We start from the raw sequence: 15409 nt of genomic DNA, 5'->3' as shown, positions 1-15409 counted from the left end.
NCGAGGCCGGACAGGATGACATGCCCGCGTACCGCGCCGGCCCGGCCGCGGCCCAGCGCGCGTTCGAGTCGACGACTGATGATCACGTTGGTGATGAAGGCATAGACGACCGCAATCGACAGCGCGCCGGCCAGCATCAGCCCGATGCCGAAGACCTGCAGCCACTTGTCGGCGGCGCCGAAGTTGAAGTCGCCGTAGCCGACCGTGACCATCGTCTCGACGGTGAGGTAGAGGGCGTCGAGCGGGCCGAAGTCGGGCGGCGCGGCCTGGTTGTGATCGGTGTAGGTCAGCGACAGCACCACGGTGCTGACCAGCAGGATCGCGGCGACGGCGACGAGGGCGAGCCGGAAGGGCCGGTCCAGTTCCCCGCGGATGATGGACCGGAATTCCCGCAGCCGCGCGGTCGTGCCGCGCCGGGCCCGGGACACGCCACCGCGTTCGGCGGTGCCGGCGCCGAGGGTCGCGAACAGGCGTGCGTCGTGCAGACCGGAGACGGTCATGCCGCGCTCGTCGAACTCGGCGAGGCGGCCGAGGACGGTCAGTCGGTCACCCGGCCGCAGCGAGGTGTCCCGCGGCGGGAGCATCTCGGCGTGTCGGGCGCCGGCGCGGCGCAGCGCGATCGGGGTGAGGTCGCCGTAGCGGGCCCGGAAGTCGCCCCGTCCGGTGATCTCCTCCTCGATCACCGCGAACACCTCGGCGTCGGCGCGGGCGTCCATCGTGAAGGCGTGCGTGACGTCGGAGCGCACGCAGGCCTCGACGAAGCTCGGCCCGGCGAGCTCCCCCAGGTTCAGTACCCGGACCTGGGCGAGTGCGTCGGCGAGCTGGCCGCCGAGCTGCGGGTTGTGGACGCTGACGACCAGCCGGACGGCGGGGGCGATATCGGCGGCGAGCAGCGCCGTCTCCAGGTTGTCGAGGTCGGCCTCGTGGCAGATCACCACGGCGAGCGACGCGGCGATGCCGGCCTCGCGCAGCACCTCGGGCAGGTGCGGGCTTTCGCGCAGGACGCGGACCCCGCAGCGTTCCAGTCGGCGCCGCGCGGTGGCGGAGAGCCGGTCGTCGACCGCGACCACCGCGACGCCGGACGCCTGCAACTGCTCGGCGAGGCGCAGCCCCATCGCGCTGAGCCCGGCCACGATCACGTGCTCCGACAGGTCGGCGTGTCCTGTGGGGTCGGNGCGATCGGACTCACCGGAATCCGTCGACATGCCTCCCTCTTCCCGCGGGCACCTGGTCCAGAACGATCCACGGCGACGGAATGCCGCGTTGCACTGGGTCGATGCAACCGATCCCGTGAGGGCTCAGTCTCGCATGCGGGCGCCGACTCGTCCGGGTCGGGAGTTTGTCTGGGTCAGGAGTTGATGTCGGCCGGGTAGGGGGCGAAGGTGCCGCGGTTCTCGTCGAGGGCGAGGCTGNGGCCGATCTGCGGGAAGGCCCGCTGCGCGCAGCCGACGCGCTCGCACACCTTGCAGCCGATTCCGATCGGTACCGCGGCCGCCGGATCATCCAGATTGAGCCCGGTCGAATACACCAGCCGGCTGGCATGGCGCAGTTCGCAGCCGAGCCCGATGGCGAACGTCTTGCCCGGGCGACCGAAACGGCCATAGCCCCGACTGACCGTGCGGGCAATCCAGAAGTAACTGCGTCCGTCCGGCATCGTGGCGATCTGGGTGTGGATTCTTCCGGGGGCGGCGAGCGCCTCGTACACATTCCACAGCGGACACGTTCCGCCGGCGCGGGAGAAATGGAATCCGGTGGCCGACTGGCGTTTCGACATGTTGCCCGCGCGGTCCACCCGGATGAAGGAGAAGGGAACGCCCCGGGCCCGGGGGCGCTGCAGGGTGCTCAGCCGGTGGCAGATCGTCTNGAAGCCCATGCCGAAATGCTCGGAGAGCCGTTCGATGTCGTAGCGGAACCGTTCGGACGTGGTGTGGAACACATTGTAGGGCAGGATGAGGGCGGCGGCGAAGTAGTTCGCCAGCCCGATCCGGGTCAGCGTGCGGGCCGGGGGGCCGCTGAGCATGNCCTCGTCGGTGAGCCGGGTGACCAGGTCGTCGAACTCGGCGAAGGCGAGCTGCAGCGCCATCCGGAAGGCCCGCTGGCCGGGCCGCAGGTGGCTGGAAAGGGTCAGCACCCGGGTCTGCGGGTCGAAGCGGTGCAGCACGTCGACGTCGAGCTCGCGGTCGAGGTCACGCCCGTCCTCGCGCCCGTCGCGCCCGCCTTCGCGCCCGTCGTCGCGAGGGCCGGCGAGGTCGGGGCCGGGCTCGCGGCTGTGCACGCGGATGCCGTGGTAGGCCAGCCGCTCGACCAGCACCGCGTGCACCCGGCCGCGGGTCAGGCCGATCTCGCCGGCGAGCCGCTCGGCGGCGTCGTCGAGCTCGCCGACGTAGTTCTGGCGCTGGTAGAAGAAGTCCCGGACCTCCTCGTCCGGCATCGGCGCCGGTGCCGGCCCCGCCGGTTCCGGCCCGCGGGCGCCGGTGAGCGCGGCCAGGCGCTCGTTGGCCTGGCGGTAGCGGCGGTGCAGCGTGATCAGCGCGTGGGCGGTCTGCGGGAGCTGCTCGGCGAGCTGGGCGGCGTCGGTGGCCGGCACCTTCAGGCCGATCGTGCCGTCGGAGAGGACCTCCCGGACCTCCGCGATCAGCCGGGTCACGTCGTGCGCGGCGAAGAAGCCGGCGTCGACGCCGAATGCCTCGGTGATGCGTAGCAGGACCGGTACGGTGAGCGGCCGGGAGTTGTGCTCGATCTGGTTGAGATAGCTGGGGGAGATGCCGAGCAGGCGCGCCAGCTCGACCTGGCTCATGGCCCGTTCCTCGCGCAGTTCCCGTAACCGGGTCCCGACAAAAGTCTTCTGCATCCGCTCTCCCTCGCTGGTTGGGAGGATAGCCGACCAGCTGCCAACATGCCATTCGCAGGGTTCGCAAAGGCGGCCCGGAAGATTCGCAGGACTTGGCTCGTTGGGCCGCTCGACCAGGCTGAATCGCTGTGACAGCTTCGAGAGGGAGGGCGATCCGCGCTATTCCGACTCCAGGGCAGGGAGAGATCGACATGGCCGAGGCGANGACGANGACGGCGACGACGGGGACGACTACCGCGGCGAACGGGGCGAACGGGGCGACGCAGGCGGCCGAGGAGCTGGCCGCCCGGTGGGCGACGGACCCGCGGTGGGCGGGCATCGAGCGCACCTACGGCGCCGCCGAAGTGATCAAGCTGCGCGGCAGCGTCCTGGAGGAGCACACGCTGGCGCGCCGCGGCGCGGAGAAGCTGTGGGGCCTGCTGCACGACACCGACTACGTCCACGCCCTCGGCGCGCTGACCGGCAACCAGGCCGTGCAGCAGGTCAAGGCCGGGCTCAGGGCCATCTACCTGTCCGGCTGGCAGGTCGCCGCGGACGCGAACCTGTCCGGCCAGACCTACCCGGACCAGAGCCTCTACCCGGNGAACTCGGTCCCGGCGGTGGTCCGTCGGATCAACAACGCGCTGCTGCGCGCCGACCAGATCACCTGGGCCGAGGGCGTCGCCGACGCCCCCGACTGGCTGGTCCCGATCGTCGCCGATGCCGAGGCCGGCTTCGGCGGCGTCCTCAACGCCTTCGAGCTGATGAGCGCGATGATCACGGCCGGTGCCGCCGGGGTGNACTGGGAGGACCAGCTCGCCTCGGAGAAGAAGTGCGGCCACCTCGGCGGCAAGGTGCTCATCCCGACCGGGCAGCACATCCGCACCCTCAACGCCGCGCGCCTGGCCGCCGACGTCGCCGACGTCCCCTCGGTGATCGTCGCCCGCACCGACGCGCAGGCGGCGACCCTGATCACCAGCGACGTCGACGAGCGCGACCTGCCCTTCGTCACCGGCGAGCGCACCGCCGAGGGCTTCTACCGGGTGCGTGACGGCGTCGAGCCGTGCATCGCCCGGGGCCTGGCCTACGCCCCCTACGCCGACCTGCTGTGGATGGAGACCTCCACGCCGGACCTGGAGATCGCCCGCCAGTTCGCCGAGGCGATCAAGGCGCAGTACCCGGACCAGATGCTCGCCTACAACTGCTCGCCGTCGTTCAACTGGCGGGCGCACCTCGACGACGCCACCATCGCGAAGTTCCAGCGCGAACTCGGCCACATGGGCTACAAGTTCCAGTTCATCACCCTGGCCGGATTCCACGCGCTGAACCACTCGATGTTCTCCCTCGCCCACGGCTATGCCCGCGAGGGCATGACCGCCTACGTCGACCTGCAGGAACGCGAGTTCGCCAGCGAGGCCGACGGCTACACCGCGACCCGTCACCAGCGCGAGGTCGGCACCGGCTACTTCGACCTGGTGAGCACCGCCATCAACCCGACGAGTGACACCGTCGCGCTGCGCGGTTCCACCGAGGAAGCCCAGTTCACCGCGACCGGCGCCGGCGCGGGGCACTGAGATGCCGGCACCGCGCGGCGGTCGGATCGAGGTCATCGGCGAGCCCGGTGAACCTCGGGAGCGTTTCCGGGAGATCCTGACGCCGCAGGCGCTGGAATTCCTCATCGCGCTGGACACCGTCTTCGCCGCGCGGTGGGCCGGCCTGCTCGCCGCCCGGCGCGAGCGGCGCCTGCTGCTCGCCTCCGGGGCGGCCGTCCTGGACTTCCTGCCCGAGACGGCGGCCATCCGCGCCGACGAGTCATGGCGGGTCGCGGGCGCGGCGCCCGGCCTGACCGACCGGCGGGTGGAGATCATCGCGCCGACGCAGCGGACGGCGACGGTCACCGCGCTGAACTCCGGCGCCCGGGTGTGGCTGGCGGACTTCGCCGACACCACGGCGCCGACCTGGTTCAACGTGATCGCGGGCCAGCTCAACCTGCTCGACGCGATCGAGGGCCGGCTCGAGGTCACCACGCCGACCGGCCGGCGCCACCGGGTCGGGCCGGATCCGGCGACGATCGTCGTCCGCCCTCGTGGCTGGCACCTCAGCGAGCACCACCTGCTCATCGACGGCCGACCGATGTCGGCGAGCCTGGTCGACTTCGGCCTGTACTTCTTCCACTGCGCCCGCCGCCAGCTCGCCCGGGGCAGCGGACCGTACTTCTGCCTGCCGAAGCTGGAGGGTCATCGCGAGGCCCGCCTGTGGAACGACGTGTTCGTGTTCGCCCAGCAGCGGCTCGGCCTGGCGCGGGGCACGATCCGGGCGACCGTGCCCATCGAGACGGTCCCCGCGGCCTTCGAGATGGAGGAGATCCTCTACGAGCTGCGCGAGCACTGCGCCGGCCTGAACGCCGCCGGACGCTGGGACTACGTGTTCAGCCTCCTGAAGACCGTCGGCGCCCGGGGCGAGGCGTTCGTGCTCCCCGACCGGGATCAGCTGACGATGACGGCGCCGTTCCTGCGGGCCCACACCGCGCTGCTCGTGCGGACCTGCCACCGCCGCGGCGCGCACGCGATCGGGGCGACGGCGGCGTTCGTCCCCGGCCGGGATCCCGAGGTCGACGCCCGCGCGCTCGACCAGCTCCGCCGGGACACGCAGCGGGACGCCGACGACGGGTTCGACGGCTCCTCGGTGGCCCATCCGGGGCTGGTGGCGGTGTGCGAGGCGGCGTTCGACGCCCGCCTCGACGCCCGCCTCGGCGCCGTGCCCCGCCAGCGCGACCGGCCGCGTCCGGACGACGAGCCGGTGACCGCGGCCGACCTGCTCGACGTCGCCTCGGCCGCCGGCACGGTCACCGAGGCGGGGCTGCGCGGCAGCATCGCGGTGGCGCTGCGCTACCTCGATGCGTGGCTGCGCGGCACCGGCGCGGTGGCGATCTTCGACGTGATGACGGACGCCGCCACCGCCGAGCTCGCCCGCTGCCAGGTCTGGCAGTGGATCCACCACGGCACGCGGCTCGCCGACGGCCGCCCGGTCACCCGGGAACTCGCCGAGCGCCTGCTCGCCGAGGAGCTGACCGTGCTGTGCGCCGAGCGCGGCAGCGCCCCGAACCGCCTCGACGAGGCCCGCGAGGTGTTCGTCGAGACCGCCCTGGGCGAGACGCTGCCCGAGTTCTTCACCACCGTCGCCTACACCGACTACCTGACGAAGCGCCCCCGCGCCCTCGTCCGGCTCTGACCCGCCATCCACCACCCGCCTTGGCCGTCATACCCGTCACACCCGTCGGCCGCGTGTAGCCGGCCTGGGCCGAGGCCGCGCGGAGCCGGTTGCGGTGCGTTCTGCACGGTCCCAGCCGTGAGTCCGGGCAGAACGCACCGCAATGTGCTCCGCGTGCGCCGTGCTCCGCGTGCGCCGTGCTCCGCGTGCGCCAGCAGGCTGCGATCGACGGACGCGGTCGGGCTCAGTCGCGCAGGACGGTCTTGGTGCGCATCAGGAACTCGCCGAGGTAGCCGTCGTGCGGGACGTCGGGGCGCATCCAGTAGGTGGGGTGGTCGCCGACGTAGACGTTGCTGATCGTCGGATCGGCGACGAGCTGGTCGAGGAGGTGGTCGTCGTCGGTGAGGGCGGTCAGGACGAGGGAGTTGCGCAGCGGGCGGATCCCGTCGGCGGGCGACCAGGGGGCCACCCACACGCAGGGGAAGCCGAGCTCGATGCCGGTCTGCGCCGCGTCCGCCCGGTCGACCTGGAACACCGCCGGGCGCAGCGCGACGCCGCCGCCGGGCACGGGGTCGGTGATGCCGCCGCCGCCGAGGCGCGGCGTCGTCCCCGCCGCGTGGTCGAGCAGGTAGCGTTCCAGCGCCGCGCCCTGCTCGGCCGGCTGGCAGGGCAGCACCGCCCGGTCGTCTTCGGGAGGCAGGGTCGGGATGGCGCCGAGCCGCTCGGCGAGCGCCGCCGCGAGACCGCCGGGGTCGGCGTCGGTGAACACCGCCGTCGCGTTGACGCAGGCGGTGCCGCCCTCGTCGCCGACCGAGTCGACCAGGGTGTCGAGATGGCGGTGCCAGTCCTCGCCGGCGAGCAGGATCTTCGAGCGCCCGGGTCCCTGCACGAGCACCGTGGGGTCCGCGCCGTACTTGGCGACCACGTCGTCCCCGCCGTAGACCATGGACAGGTCGGCGGCGGAGATGATCTCGTCGGCGACGGCGTGGTCGGTGGGCAGGTACGCCACCTGGTCGGCGCCGAACCCGGCCGCCCGCAGCGCCGTGATCAGCCGGTGCGCGGTGACCGGTTCACGCCGCGACGGGCGCACCGCAACCCGGTAGCCCAGCGCCAGCGCCTGCGGCCACAGGGCGTGCACGCCGGGATGGTTGCCGGACGCGTGCACCGCGAAGACCTCCCCGCGCCGCGTCCACACCGCCCGTCCGCCCTGGGTGGCGGGGTCGTGCCAGTCGTCGACGCTCGCCCGGGGCCGGGCCTGGCGCGCGTCGCGGCCGGCGCCGAGCAGCGCCCGCCAGGTCGTCTCGGTGGCGTGGCGCACGACCGAGATCGGCATCCCCGAGATCCGGCTGACCGCGTGGCAGTACTCCTCGACGGACAGCCCGGCGACGGTCTCGGTCGCGAACGCCTCCCCGGCCCGGGCGAGCGCGGCGAGCCGGTCGGCGGCCGGCAGCGGCTCGGCGGCGCGCAGCGCGGCGATGGTGCGGTGCACGTACAGCGACGGCACCAGGCTCAGCTCGGCGAGCGCGACGCCGGCCACGTCGGTGATCGGCAGCCGGTTGCGGGACCGGAAGGGACCGGCGGGGCCCAGCGCGTCGAGCTCGATCAGCTCGGCCCGGGTGGTCGCGGTGGGCGCGGCGGCCGGGCTCCCGGCCGGCATCAGTACACCCCCTCGATCACGGGGGAGTCGCCGAACACGGCGACCGGCGAGACGTCGGCCACGGAGTCGCCGACTCGCCCGGGTGGCGGTGGGATCCGGGTCGCCTCGTCCCGCTCGAGGTTGTTGGGCAGCAGCGCCGACTTGCTGACGTGGTTCATCACCACGCGCCCGCGGCTGCCGTAGGGCACCGGTTCGCCGGTCTCCGGGTCGACCNCCCGGAACGTGACGAACGGGGAGAACGAGTCGAACACGCAGGGGTCGTCCGGGGCGAGTCCCTGGCGTTCGACGGCGCTCGCGAGGATCATCGTGCTGCCGTACCGGCCGACGAGCCGGGTGTGGGGGAGAACCTCCGTGCGCAGCAGGTACCGGGTGTCCGGGTCCATGTGCGCGCCGCCCCACTCGACGAGCCGCACCCGGTCGGCGATCAGCCGGCGCAGCTCCTCGTCGCGGACCAGCCGTTCCAGCAGCGGCGGAGTGGTGATCAGCACGCCGATCTCCTGGGTCTCCAGGACGGTGCGGGCCTGCGCCACGATGTGGTCGGCGTACTGGTCGGCCTGCTCGGCCCGCCCGGCCGCGATGCACTTCTTCACCCAGCGGGGATCGAGGTCGACGGTGAAGCTCAGCCGGCCGCGCAGCCGGACCGTCTCGCGGACGATCGCGCCGAACATGTGCGGCCCGCTCGGCGCCACGGCGAGCCAGTCGACCCCNTGCGGGTAGTCGCGTGCGTCCATCTCCTGGTCGGTGTGGACGAGCAGGCGGGTCATCCAGTCCGTCATCACAACCACGCGCTTCGGCGGCCCCGTGGTGCCGCCCGAGTCGTAGACGCCGTACACCGTGTCGTCCTGGCCCGCGTAGCCCCGGGGGATCAGGTCCGCGGCGGGCACGTGCCGCAGCCGATCGACGATGTTGGGGAACCTGGCCAGGTCGTCGACGGTGTGGATGTCCTCGCGCGGGTCGAAGCCGAGGGTGTCGGCCTGCTCCAGCCAGAAGGGCGAACCGGTCGCGGGGTCGAAGTGCCAGCGCATCGCCGCTTCGATCAGTTCGGTCTCGGTCGGGATGAGGTCGACCGGGCCGTCGAGGACCGGATCGCGGTGCAGTGTCGTCATCTGATGCAGCCTCCTGCCGCCTGCGCGTGCCGTGGCGGGCGCCCGTGGCACGGCCCGCGCGGCCGCCCAGCGGCGGACGCCCTGCCTATGAGTGCAGGTCGAACGGGTGCGGCTGTCAACCGCAGTGATCGCGTGGGGGAGCGGTGATCGAGCGGGGAGGCGGGCTGGTCAGCAGCCGGGGCCGAGGGGGCCGGCCTTCACGGCGGCCATCGCGTCGTCGATCAGGGGGGTGAGATCGGTACCGGTGGGCATCGTCGCCCAGGCCTCCAGGACGATGTTGAGCGCCGCCAGGGCGCAGCCGGCGGCCACCTGGGTGGACAGGTCCGCGGCGGGCCGGCCGAGGCGGGGCGCCAGGGCCTCCGCCAGGGCGTACTGGCCGCTACGGNACGCCTCGACGAGCAGCCCCCGCATCCGGGGAAGTTCGGAGATGAGCCGCAGCAGGGTGCGGACCTCCTCGGGGTCCTTCTCCATGTTCGACCACATGTNCACCATCGCCCGGCCGAGGGCGTCCGCGGGATGCTCGTGCGCCGGTCGGTCCCGCAGCGCCGCGATGAGCTCGGTCAGCTCGAAGTNCACGGCCTCGCGGAGCATGTCCTCCTTGAACGGAAAGTAGCGGAACACCGTGCGCGGGCTCAGATCCACCGCGGCCGCCACATCCTCGACCGTGGTCGCGTCGTAACCGCGGGACATGAACATGCGCAGGGCCGCGTCCGCAATGGTCGCGCGAATCCGCGCGCGCCGCCGCTCGGCCCGCGTCCGCTCGGCTCCACCGTCGCCGACCTCGGAGGCGACCTCGAGGGAGCCCGACGCCGGCGCCTCCCCGATCCTCGTCGTCACGGGTGTGATCGTAGCGCGGAGGAACGTGATTGTCATCTCTGACAGATTGGCAGAACTGACATTGTGGCATTGAATGTCAGTGAGCCGATCACCGTCGGCCGAGGTGGAGGGGGTCAGAACATGGCAACAGCTACGGACGCGGCGCAGGCGCCGCGCCACGCGGCCGGCGGGAGCGGCTCGGCTGGGGGGAAAACCAGCAGGCGAGGACATCCATGGCTCACCCTGGTCAGCGTCGCGCTCGGTGTGATCATGGTGGGTCTCGACGGGACCGTGGTGTCCATCGCGAACCCGCGGATCGCCGAGGATCTGCACGCGTCGCTGTCGGATCTGCAGTGGGTGACCAACGCCTACCTGCTGGCGCTCGCGGTGCTGCTCATCCCGGCGGGCAAGCTGGGTGACCGGTTCGGCCGGCGGCTGATCTTCCTGATCGGCGTGGTCGGGTTCGCCCTGACGTCGCTCGCGGTCGGCCTCGTCGGGTCGATCGAAGGTGTGATCATCTTCCGGACGCTGCAGGGCGTCGCCGGAGCCCTGCTCATGCCGAACACGCTGGCGATCCTGCGCTCGGCCTTCCCGCCGGAGAAGCTGAACTCGGCCATCGGGATCTGGGGCGGCGCCTCGGCGATCTCGATCGCGGGCGGNCCGATCATCGGCGGTCTACTCGTCGAACATGTGTCCTGGGAATCCGTCTTCTACATCAACGTCCCGGTGGGCGCGATCGCGCTGATCGTCGGTCTGTTCGTGCTCGCCNAGAGCCGTGACGAGTCGGGGTCGCAGCGCTTCGACGCCCCCGGCCTGCTCACCCTGGGCGGTGGCCTGTTCGCGCTCGTCTTCGGGATGATCAAGGCGCAGGGCTGGGGCTGGGGCTCCGGCAGGACGATCGGCTTCCTGGTCGCCGCCGTCGTGTTGCTGGTGCTGTTCGTGGTCATCGAGACCCGGGTCCGCGCGCCACTGCTGCCGATGCGGCTGTTCCGCAACCGCTCGCTCAGCCTGAGCACGCTCATCGTGACGCTGACCTTCTTCGCGATGTTCGGGGTGCTGTTCTTCCTCACCCTGTACCTGCAGAACGTGCACGGATACTCCGCCGTCCAGGCCGGCGTGNGCACCCTGCCGCTGTCGGCGGTGTTCATGGTCTCGAGCCCGCTGGGCGCCGCCCTCAACGGCCGCTTCGGCCCGCGGGTCCCGATCACCATCGGGATGGCGTTGATGCTCGCGTCGTTCGTCGTGCTCACCCAGCTCGAACCCGACTCGTCCTTCAACCTGCTGTGGCCGCCGTTCGTCGCCGTCGGCGTCGGCGTCGGACTCATCATCACCGCCGCGTCCGATGCGATCATCGGCAACGCGCCGATCGAGGACTCCGGGGTCGCCGGCGGCCTGCAGTCCACGGCGACGCAGCTCGGCGGGGTGCTCGGCACCGCGGTGCTCGGCTCGGTGCTCGCCAGCCGGGTCGGATCGGTGCTGGTCGACCGGCTGGTCGGCGCCGGGGTGCCGGCGGAGCAGGCCGGCAGGCTCGCGCAGGCCAAGGAACTCGTCGGCCAGGGTCTGGTGCCCCCGGCCACCGGCTCGTCCGCGAGCGTGCAGGGCGCGATCGAGGCCGGCAGCCATGCCGCGTTCATGAGCGGGCTGCACGTCGCCATGGTGATCGGCGCGGTGCTGTCCGGCGTGGCGATGGTGCTGGCGCTGTTCATCCGCCCCGGCCAGAACGCGGGCAACGCCGTCGCCCACGTCTGAGCTCCGCACCGCGGCGGGATCCGGATCGCCCTGCTCGGGGCCCCGGATCCCGCCGCGTCGCGTACCTGAACGGGTCAGCGACCCTCGGTGTGCGCCAGGATGTCCCGACCGACCGTGACGGCGTCCTGCAGCGGGCCGAAGTGGCCGAGATGGCCGTAGGAGACGTGCCGGGCGGCCGGCAGCGCCGCGGCCAGCCCGGGGGCCGCGGGGATCAGCTCCGAGTCGGACAGCGCACCGGTGGCGACGACGGTGGGAAGCGCCGCCTTCGCCACCGTCGTCCAGGTGATGCGGCCGCTGGCCTCGAAGAAGCGCGCCTCCTGCTCGGCCCGGCAGCGCAACCGCACGGTGCCGTCGGGAAGGTCCTCGAAGCCGTGCTCGACGTAGGCGGCGAGCGCGCCGGCGGTGAGCTCGCGCAGCGGCGGCCTGGCCGCGTAGCGGGCCAGCGCCGCCTCCCGGGAGGGGAACACCTCCCGCCGCTGGCGGGCGGCGGCGGCCATCAGCGTCGATCGGGCCGGGGGCGGGACGGGCGGGGCGATCACCGGTTCGTAGACGTAGGCCGAGGCGAACGTCCCGGGATGGTCCGCCTCGGTCTGCAGGCCGACCGCACCGCCCATGGAATGACCCGCCAGGTGCACGGCACCGGGGGAGCCATCCGCGGCCGGGACGGCCGCGGCCACCGCGAGCGCCGCGGTGAGCACGTCGTCGACCATGCTCGCCCAGGTCACGTCGCCGTCGTCGGAGGCGGGGGACTCGCCGTGCCCGCGCAGGTCGACTGCCCAGACCCGCCGCGCCGTGGTGAGCACGCGGGCCAGCGGCTCGTAGGCGCGCCCGCAGAACCCGGTGGCGTGGCAGAGCAGGATGGCCGGGCCGGCGCCGCCGAGATCGTGCACGGCGATGGTCCGGCCCTGCCCGGTCGTCAGTCGCATGGGAGAAGACGGCCGCTCAGGCGGGCCCCTCCAGCGCGAGTGAGCGGCCGATGACCTCCTTCATGATCTCGCTGCTGCCGCCGAGGATCCGGCTGATCCGCACGTCCCGGTACATCCGGGCGATCGGGTACTCCTCCATCCAGCCGTAGCCGCCGTGCAGCTGGACGCCGGCGTCGACCGCGTCGAACTCCAGCTCGGTGGCGANCAGCNTCGCGGCGGCGGCCTCCTCGATGGTCAGGTCGCCGTCGACCTTGCCGCGCAGGCAGGTGTCCACGAAGCTCTGCACCGCCTGGGTACGGGCGTGCAGCGCGGCGAGGACGAACCGGGTGTTCTGGAAGCTGCCGATCGTGGTGCCGAACGCCTTGCGGCTGCGCACGTACTCGGCGGTGAGCTGCTGGGCCCGCCGGGCGCTCGCGACGCTGCTGATCGCGATCGACAGCCGCTCGGAGGCGAGGTTGCGCATGAGGTAGTTCATCCCGCGGAACTCCTCGCCGATCAGGTTCGCGGCCGGCACGCGGGCGTCGGAGAAGAACAGCTCGGAGGTGTCCTGCGAGTGGGCGCCGACCTTGTCGAGCTTGCGGCCACGCTCGAAGCCCGGGGTGCCGCGCTCGACCGCGATGAGGCTGAGCTTGGTCGGCTGCTCCTGCGGCTGCGTCTTGACCGCGACGACGACCAGATCCGAGATCAGGCCGTTGCTGATGAACGTCTTGGCGCCGTTGAGGACGAAGTGGTCGCCGTCGCGGATCGCCGTCGTGCGCATGCCGCGCAGGTCGCTGCCCGCGCCGGGCTCGCTCATCGCGACCGCGGTGATGATCTCCCCGGAGGCGTAGCCCGGCAGCCAGCGGGCCTTCTGCTCGTCGTTGGTCAGGTCGAGCATGTACGGGGCGAGCAGCTCGTTGTGCAGCTGCAACGCGAGGCCGCTGACGCCGGCGAGCGCGAGCTCCTCGGTGATCACCGCATCGTAGCGCGGGTCGGTCATCCCGGCGCCGCCGAACTCCTCGGGCACCCGAAGGCCCAGCAGGCCCATCTCGCCCGCCTTGGTCCAGGCCNCACGGTCGACGATGCCGTTGCGCTCCCACTCGTCGATGTGNGGCAGGCACTCCTTCGTGATGAAGGTCTGGACCAGCTCGCGGAACTCCTCGTGCTCGGGCTCGAAGATCGTGCGCTTCACAGGTCGGCTCCCGTTCTGGTCCGTGCGGCTCGACTCGCATCATGGCAAATAGCGGACCCTGACGCCCGTTTCGTGAGATCAACGCCCGGTCGCCCCGGTCGCCCCGGTCGCCCCGGTCGCCCCGGTCGCCCCGGTCGCCCCGGTCGCCCCGGTCGCCCCGGTCGCCCCGGGCAGGCCAGCCGGACGGTTCGGACGGTCACGGATGCGCGCAGTCGGGGGTGCACGGTGCGGTGCGCCTCGCAATCGGTCCGCCGTGCCCGGAGTGGCCGGCGGTCATGTCGTCACCGCACGGTCCTCACGGCGGTCCGCGGGGTGCGGCGCGCGGGTCTGCCCGCAGCCGCGCGGATTTGATTTCCGGGCGGAATCCCCACGTCACGCGATCGCACTGGCCTGAAGGCGCCATACGTCCCCGGGGAGTTACTTGCGCATATCGGACGTAAACGGATAGACCAGGGCCCGTCAGGGGTGGGGATGACCGATGGGAGACCTGAGAAAATGCCTTCGTGNCACGGGCGCGNCGACCACCGACCGCCCCCTCGCCAATTCCGGCCGTCCATCGCACTGTTGTCGACGGCGCTGGTGTTGGGCCTCCTTCTCTGTGCCGTGGCCGTCGGCCTCGGTCGCGGGCATGATGCGTCTCCCGCCGGCCTGGTTCCCGCCGCGGCGCCGATGGCCGGCGTCCCGGCGGCACCGTCCTCCACGCTCGACCCGTCGACGGCCGCCGCCCCGAACGCCCGGCCGCCGGGCGGATCGCTGATCCCCACCGCGGCGCCCGCCGCGCCGACGAGTACCGCGCCGACGAACCAGGTCACGATCCGGACCGCGGACGGCACGACCCTGACCGCGATCACGGGCGTGCCGTCCGGCGGCGGCGCGCATCCCCTCGTCGTGATCCCCGCGGCCTGGGGATTCCAGGACACCAGCATGCAGACGCAGGTCGACCTGCTGGTGCAGCGCGGTTACGCCNCCGTCGCCTACACGACCCGCGGCTTCTACGGCTCCGGCGGCACGGTGGACGTCGCCGGTCCGCTGGACGTCTCGGACGTCTCGGACGTCATCACGTGGGCGAGCAACCACTTCGCCGTCGTCGGGGACCGGATCGGCGTCGCCGGCCTGTCCTACGGCGGCGNCATCGCCCTGCTGGCCGCGGCCGCCGACACCCGCATCCGGGCGGTCGCCTCACTGAGCGGCTGGGTGGACTTCGGCACGTCCCTCTACGACGCGAACACCCGGCACAAGGCGGCGCTCGACCTGATGACGTCGCTGCAGGAGAAATCCGGCCGTAGCAGCGCGGAGTTCCGCGGGATCGTCGACGACTACCGGGCTTTCCGCAACATCCCGCGGGTGTTGTCCTGGGCGAGGACGCGCGGCGCCACGGCGTACCTCGACCGGTTCAACGCCCGCCGGCCGGCAATTTTCATGTCGACCTCCTACAGCGACGGTTATTTCCCGCCGGCCTCCCAGCTTGCCTTCTTCGACCAGCTGACCGGGCCCAAGACGATCCGCCTCAGCCCCGGTGACCACGCCACGAACGAGATCGGCGGGCTGTTCGGCATTCCCAACGAAACCTGGACGGCGGCCTGGAACTGGTTCGACCGTTTCCTGATCCCCACGTCGGCCGCCGCGAAGGGAACGGCTCCCGCGCCGGTCCGGCTGCTCACCGACGGCGGCNCCGTCGAGACCTACCAGAGCGTGGCCGGCATCACCGGCAACCACACGACCCTGCAGCTCGGCCCCGCGGTGCTCGGCACGGGTGAGCTCTCGGCCTCGGCCCCGACCGGGGACTGGTCGACGACGTTCAGCGCGGACGCGGACACCACGGCGAACGCCGGCACGATCCTGGTCACGAAGTTCCTGGAGGGACTCACTCATCGGCCTGACGAGCTGAACCTCGGCACGGTCGACCGCAAGCACGGCGCGGTGTGNCAGGCGGCGCCGACCTTC

10 protein-coding genes and 18 pseudogenes are annotated in these 15409 nt (G+C 72.3%); 12 read left to right on the top strand and 16 right to left on the bottom strand.

Features of this window, described 5'->3' with window-relative positions; translation table 11 throughout:
• Window position 1: 1 nt before the first annotated feature.
• The 5 genes and pseudogenes from UK94_RS57965 to UK94_RS57950 all read right to left on the bottom strand — a co-directional run.
• On the bottom strand, window positions 2-1151 hold a 1150-nt coding region (locus UK94_RS57965; protein WP_235488699.1), incomplete at its 3' end, for an NAD-binding protein.
• A 197-nt stretch (window positions 1152-1348) separates the two neighbouring features.
• Window positions 1349-1412, bottom strand: a pseudogene (locus tag UK94_RS74350) (hypothetical protein); the annotation flags it as partial.
• Window position 1413: 1 nt separating this feature from the next.
• Window positions 1414-1837, bottom strand: a 424-nt coding sequence (locus tag UK94_RS57960) for a short-chain fatty acyl-CoA regulator family protein (RefSeq protein ID WP_268761501.1), incomplete at its 3' end; no start/stop codon positions are given.
• Window positions 1838-1864: 27 nt separating this feature from the next.
• Window positions 1865-2021, bottom strand: a pseudogene (locus UK94_RS57955) (ImmA/IrrE family metallo-endopeptidase); the annotation flags it as partial.
• Window position 2022: 1 nt separating this feature from the next.
• On the bottom strand, window positions 2023-2851 hold an 829-nt coding region (locus UK94_RS57950), incomplete at its 3' end, for a helix-turn-helix transcriptional regulator (protein WP_268761485.1).
• Between the two features lie 278 nt (window positions 2852-3129).
• On the opposite strand from UK94_RS57950, the pseudogene UK94_RS57945 reads away from it, so the two are divergent.
• From UK94_RS57945 to aceB, 4 genes and pseudogenes are all read left to right on the top strand, one after another.
• Window positions 3130-3433: pseudogene (locus tag UK94_RS57945) on the top strand (isocitrate lyase); the annotation flags it as partial.
• 1 nt (window position 3434) lies between these two features.
• Window positions 3435-3630, top strand: a pseudogene (locus UK94_RS57940) (isocitrate lyase); the annotation flags it as partial.
• A 1-nt stretch (window position 3631) separates the two neighbouring features.
• Window positions 3632-4404, top strand: a 773-nt coding sequence (aceA, locus tag UK94_RS57935) for an isocitrate lyase (RefSeq protein ID WP_235488651.1), incomplete at its 5' end; no start/stop codon positions are given.
• A 1-nt stretch (window position 4405) separates the two neighbouring features.
• The gene (aceB, locus tag UK94_RS19130; RefSeq protein WP_055750922.1) at window positions 4406-6061 is read left to right on the top strand and encodes a malate synthase A; all 1656 of its coding nucleotides are present in this window, start codon (window positions 4406-4408) and stop codon (window positions 6059-6061) included.
• 223 nt (window positions 6062-6284) lie between these two features.
• Here the strand turns inward: aceB and UK94_RS19125 are convergent, their stop codons facing one another.
• The 7 genes and pseudogenes from UK94_RS19125 to UK94_RS57905 form a co-directional block, all read right to left on the bottom strand.
• On the bottom strand, window positions 6285-7697 hold the full coding sequence (locus tag UK94_RS19125; protein WP_055750921.1) for an aldehyde dehydrogenase family protein: 1413 nt from the start codon (window positions 7695-7697) through the stop codon (window positions 6285-6287).
• A pseudogene (locus UK94_RS57930) lies at window positions 7697-7910 on the bottom strand (phenazine antibiotic biosynthesis protein); the annotation flags it as partial. The gene UK94_RS19125 and the pseudogene UK94_RS57930, both read right to left, overlap by 1 nt.
• A gap of 1 nt (window position 7911) precedes the next feature.
• Window positions 7912-8404: pseudogene (locus UK94_RS57925) on the bottom strand (phenazine antibiotic biosynthesis protein); the annotation flags it as partial.
• A gap of 1 nt (window position 8405) precedes the next feature.
• Window positions 8406-8803, bottom strand: a pseudogene (locus UK94_RS57920) (phenazine antibiotic biosynthesis protein); the annotation flags it as partial.
• Between the two features lie 168 nt (window positions 8804-8971).
• Window positions 8972-9188, bottom strand: a pseudogene (locus UK94_RS57915) (TetR family transcriptional regulator); the annotation flags it as partial.
• Window position 9189: 1 nt separating this feature from the next.
• Window positions 9190-9274 (bottom strand): annotated as a pseudogene (locus tag UK94_RS57910) (TetR family transcriptional regulator); the annotation flags it as partial.
• A gap of 102 nt (window positions 9275-9376) precedes the next feature.
• The coding region (locus UK94_RS57905; protein ID WP_235488649.1) for a helix-turn-helix domain-containing protein at window positions 9377-9640 on the bottom strand (264 nt) is incomplete at its 3' end.
• 120 nt (window positions 9641-9760) lie between these two features.
• Here UK94_RS57905 and UK94_RS57900 point away from each other — a divergent pair.
• The 4 genes and pseudogenes from UK94_RS57900 to UK94_RS57885 form a co-directional block, all read left to right on the top strand.
• Window positions 9761-10278: pseudogene (locus UK94_RS57900) on the top strand (MFS transporter); the annotation flags it as partial.
• 1 nt (window position 10279) lies between these two features.
• A pseudogene (locus tag UK94_RS57895) lies at window positions 10280-10387 on the top strand (hypothetical protein); the annotation flags it as partial.
• 1 nt (window position 10388) lies between these two features.
• Window positions 10389-10738: pseudogene (locus tag UK94_RS57890) on the top strand (MFS transporter); the annotation flags it as partial.
• Between the two features lies 1 nt (window position 10739).
• Window positions 10740-11368 (top strand): MFS transporter (locus UK94_RS57885; RefSeq protein WP_235488646.1); only part of this gene is annotated, 629 nt, incomplete at its 5' end.
• Between the two features lie 74 nt (window positions 11369-11442).
• Here the strand turns inward: UK94_RS57885 and UK94_RS19105 are convergent.
• The 4 genes and pseudogenes from UK94_RS19105 to UK94_RS74345 all read right to left on the bottom strand — a co-directional run.
• Complete coding sequence (locus tag UK94_RS19105; RefSeq protein WP_011603525.1) at window positions 11443-12294, bottom strand: alpha/beta hydrolase; 852 nt, start codon at window positions 12292-12294, stop codon at window positions 11443-11445.
• Between the two features lie 16 nt (window positions 12295-12310).
• Window positions 12311-12498, bottom strand: a pseudogene (locus tag UK94_RS57880) (acyl-CoA dehydrogenase family protein); the annotation flags it as partial.
• 6 nt (window positions 12499-12504) lie between these two features.
• A pseudogene (locus tag UK94_RS19100) lies at window positions 12505-13343 on the bottom strand (acyl-CoA dehydrogenase family protein); the annotation flags it as partial.
• A gap of 42 nt (window positions 13344-13385) precedes the next feature.
• Window positions 13386-13465 (bottom strand): hypothetical protein (locus UK94_RS74345; protein WP_268761497.1); only part of this gene is annotated, 80 nt, incomplete at its 3' end.
• Window positions 13466-14134: 669 nt separating this feature from the next.
• Between UK94_RS74345 and UK94_RS57870 the strand changes: the two are divergent.
• The 4 pseudogenes from UK94_RS57870 to UK94_RS57855 all read left to right on the top strand — a co-directional run.
• Window positions 14135-14431, top strand: a pseudogene (locus tag UK94_RS57870) (ABC transporter ATP-binding protein); the annotation flags it as partial.
• A gap of 1 nt (window position 14432) precedes the next feature.
• Window positions 14433-14594 (top strand): annotated as a pseudogene (locus UK94_RS57865) (CocE/NonD family hydrolase); the annotation flags it as partial.
• A gap of 1 nt (window position 14595) precedes the next feature.
• Window positions 14596-15136 (top strand): annotated as a pseudogene (locus UK94_RS57860) (ABC transporter ATP-binding protein); the annotation flags it as partial.
• A 21-nt stretch (window positions 15137-15157) separates the two neighbouring features.
• Window positions 15158-15390: pseudogene (locus tag UK94_RS57855) on the top strand (ABC transporter ATP-binding protein); the annotation flags it as partial.
• Between the last annotated feature and the right edge of the window lie 19 nt (window positions 15391-15409).

The sequence above is a fragment of the Frankia sp. AvcI1 genome (assembly GCF_001420875.1).
GTDB classification, from domain to species: domain Bacteria; phylum Actinomycetota; class Actinomycetes; order Frankiales; family Frankiaceae; genus Frankia; species Frankia alni.
This window is presented reverse-complemented; position numbering and strand designations above follow the sequence as displayed.

Bases quoted from the DNA above. Each gene is read 5' to 3' on its own strand.
- UK94_RS19125 (WP_055750921.1), bottom strand. From the start codon at position 7,697: ATGCCGGCCGGGAGCCCGGCCGCCGCGCCCACCGCGACCACCCGGGCC.
- aceB (WP_055750922.1), top strand. From the start codon at position 4,406: ATGCCGGCACCGCGCGGCGGTCGGATCGAGGTCATCGGCGAGCCCGGT.
- UK94_RS19105 (WP_011603525.1), bottom strand. From the start codon at position 12,294: ATGCGACTGACGACCGGGCAGGGCCGGACCATCGCCGTGCACGATCTC.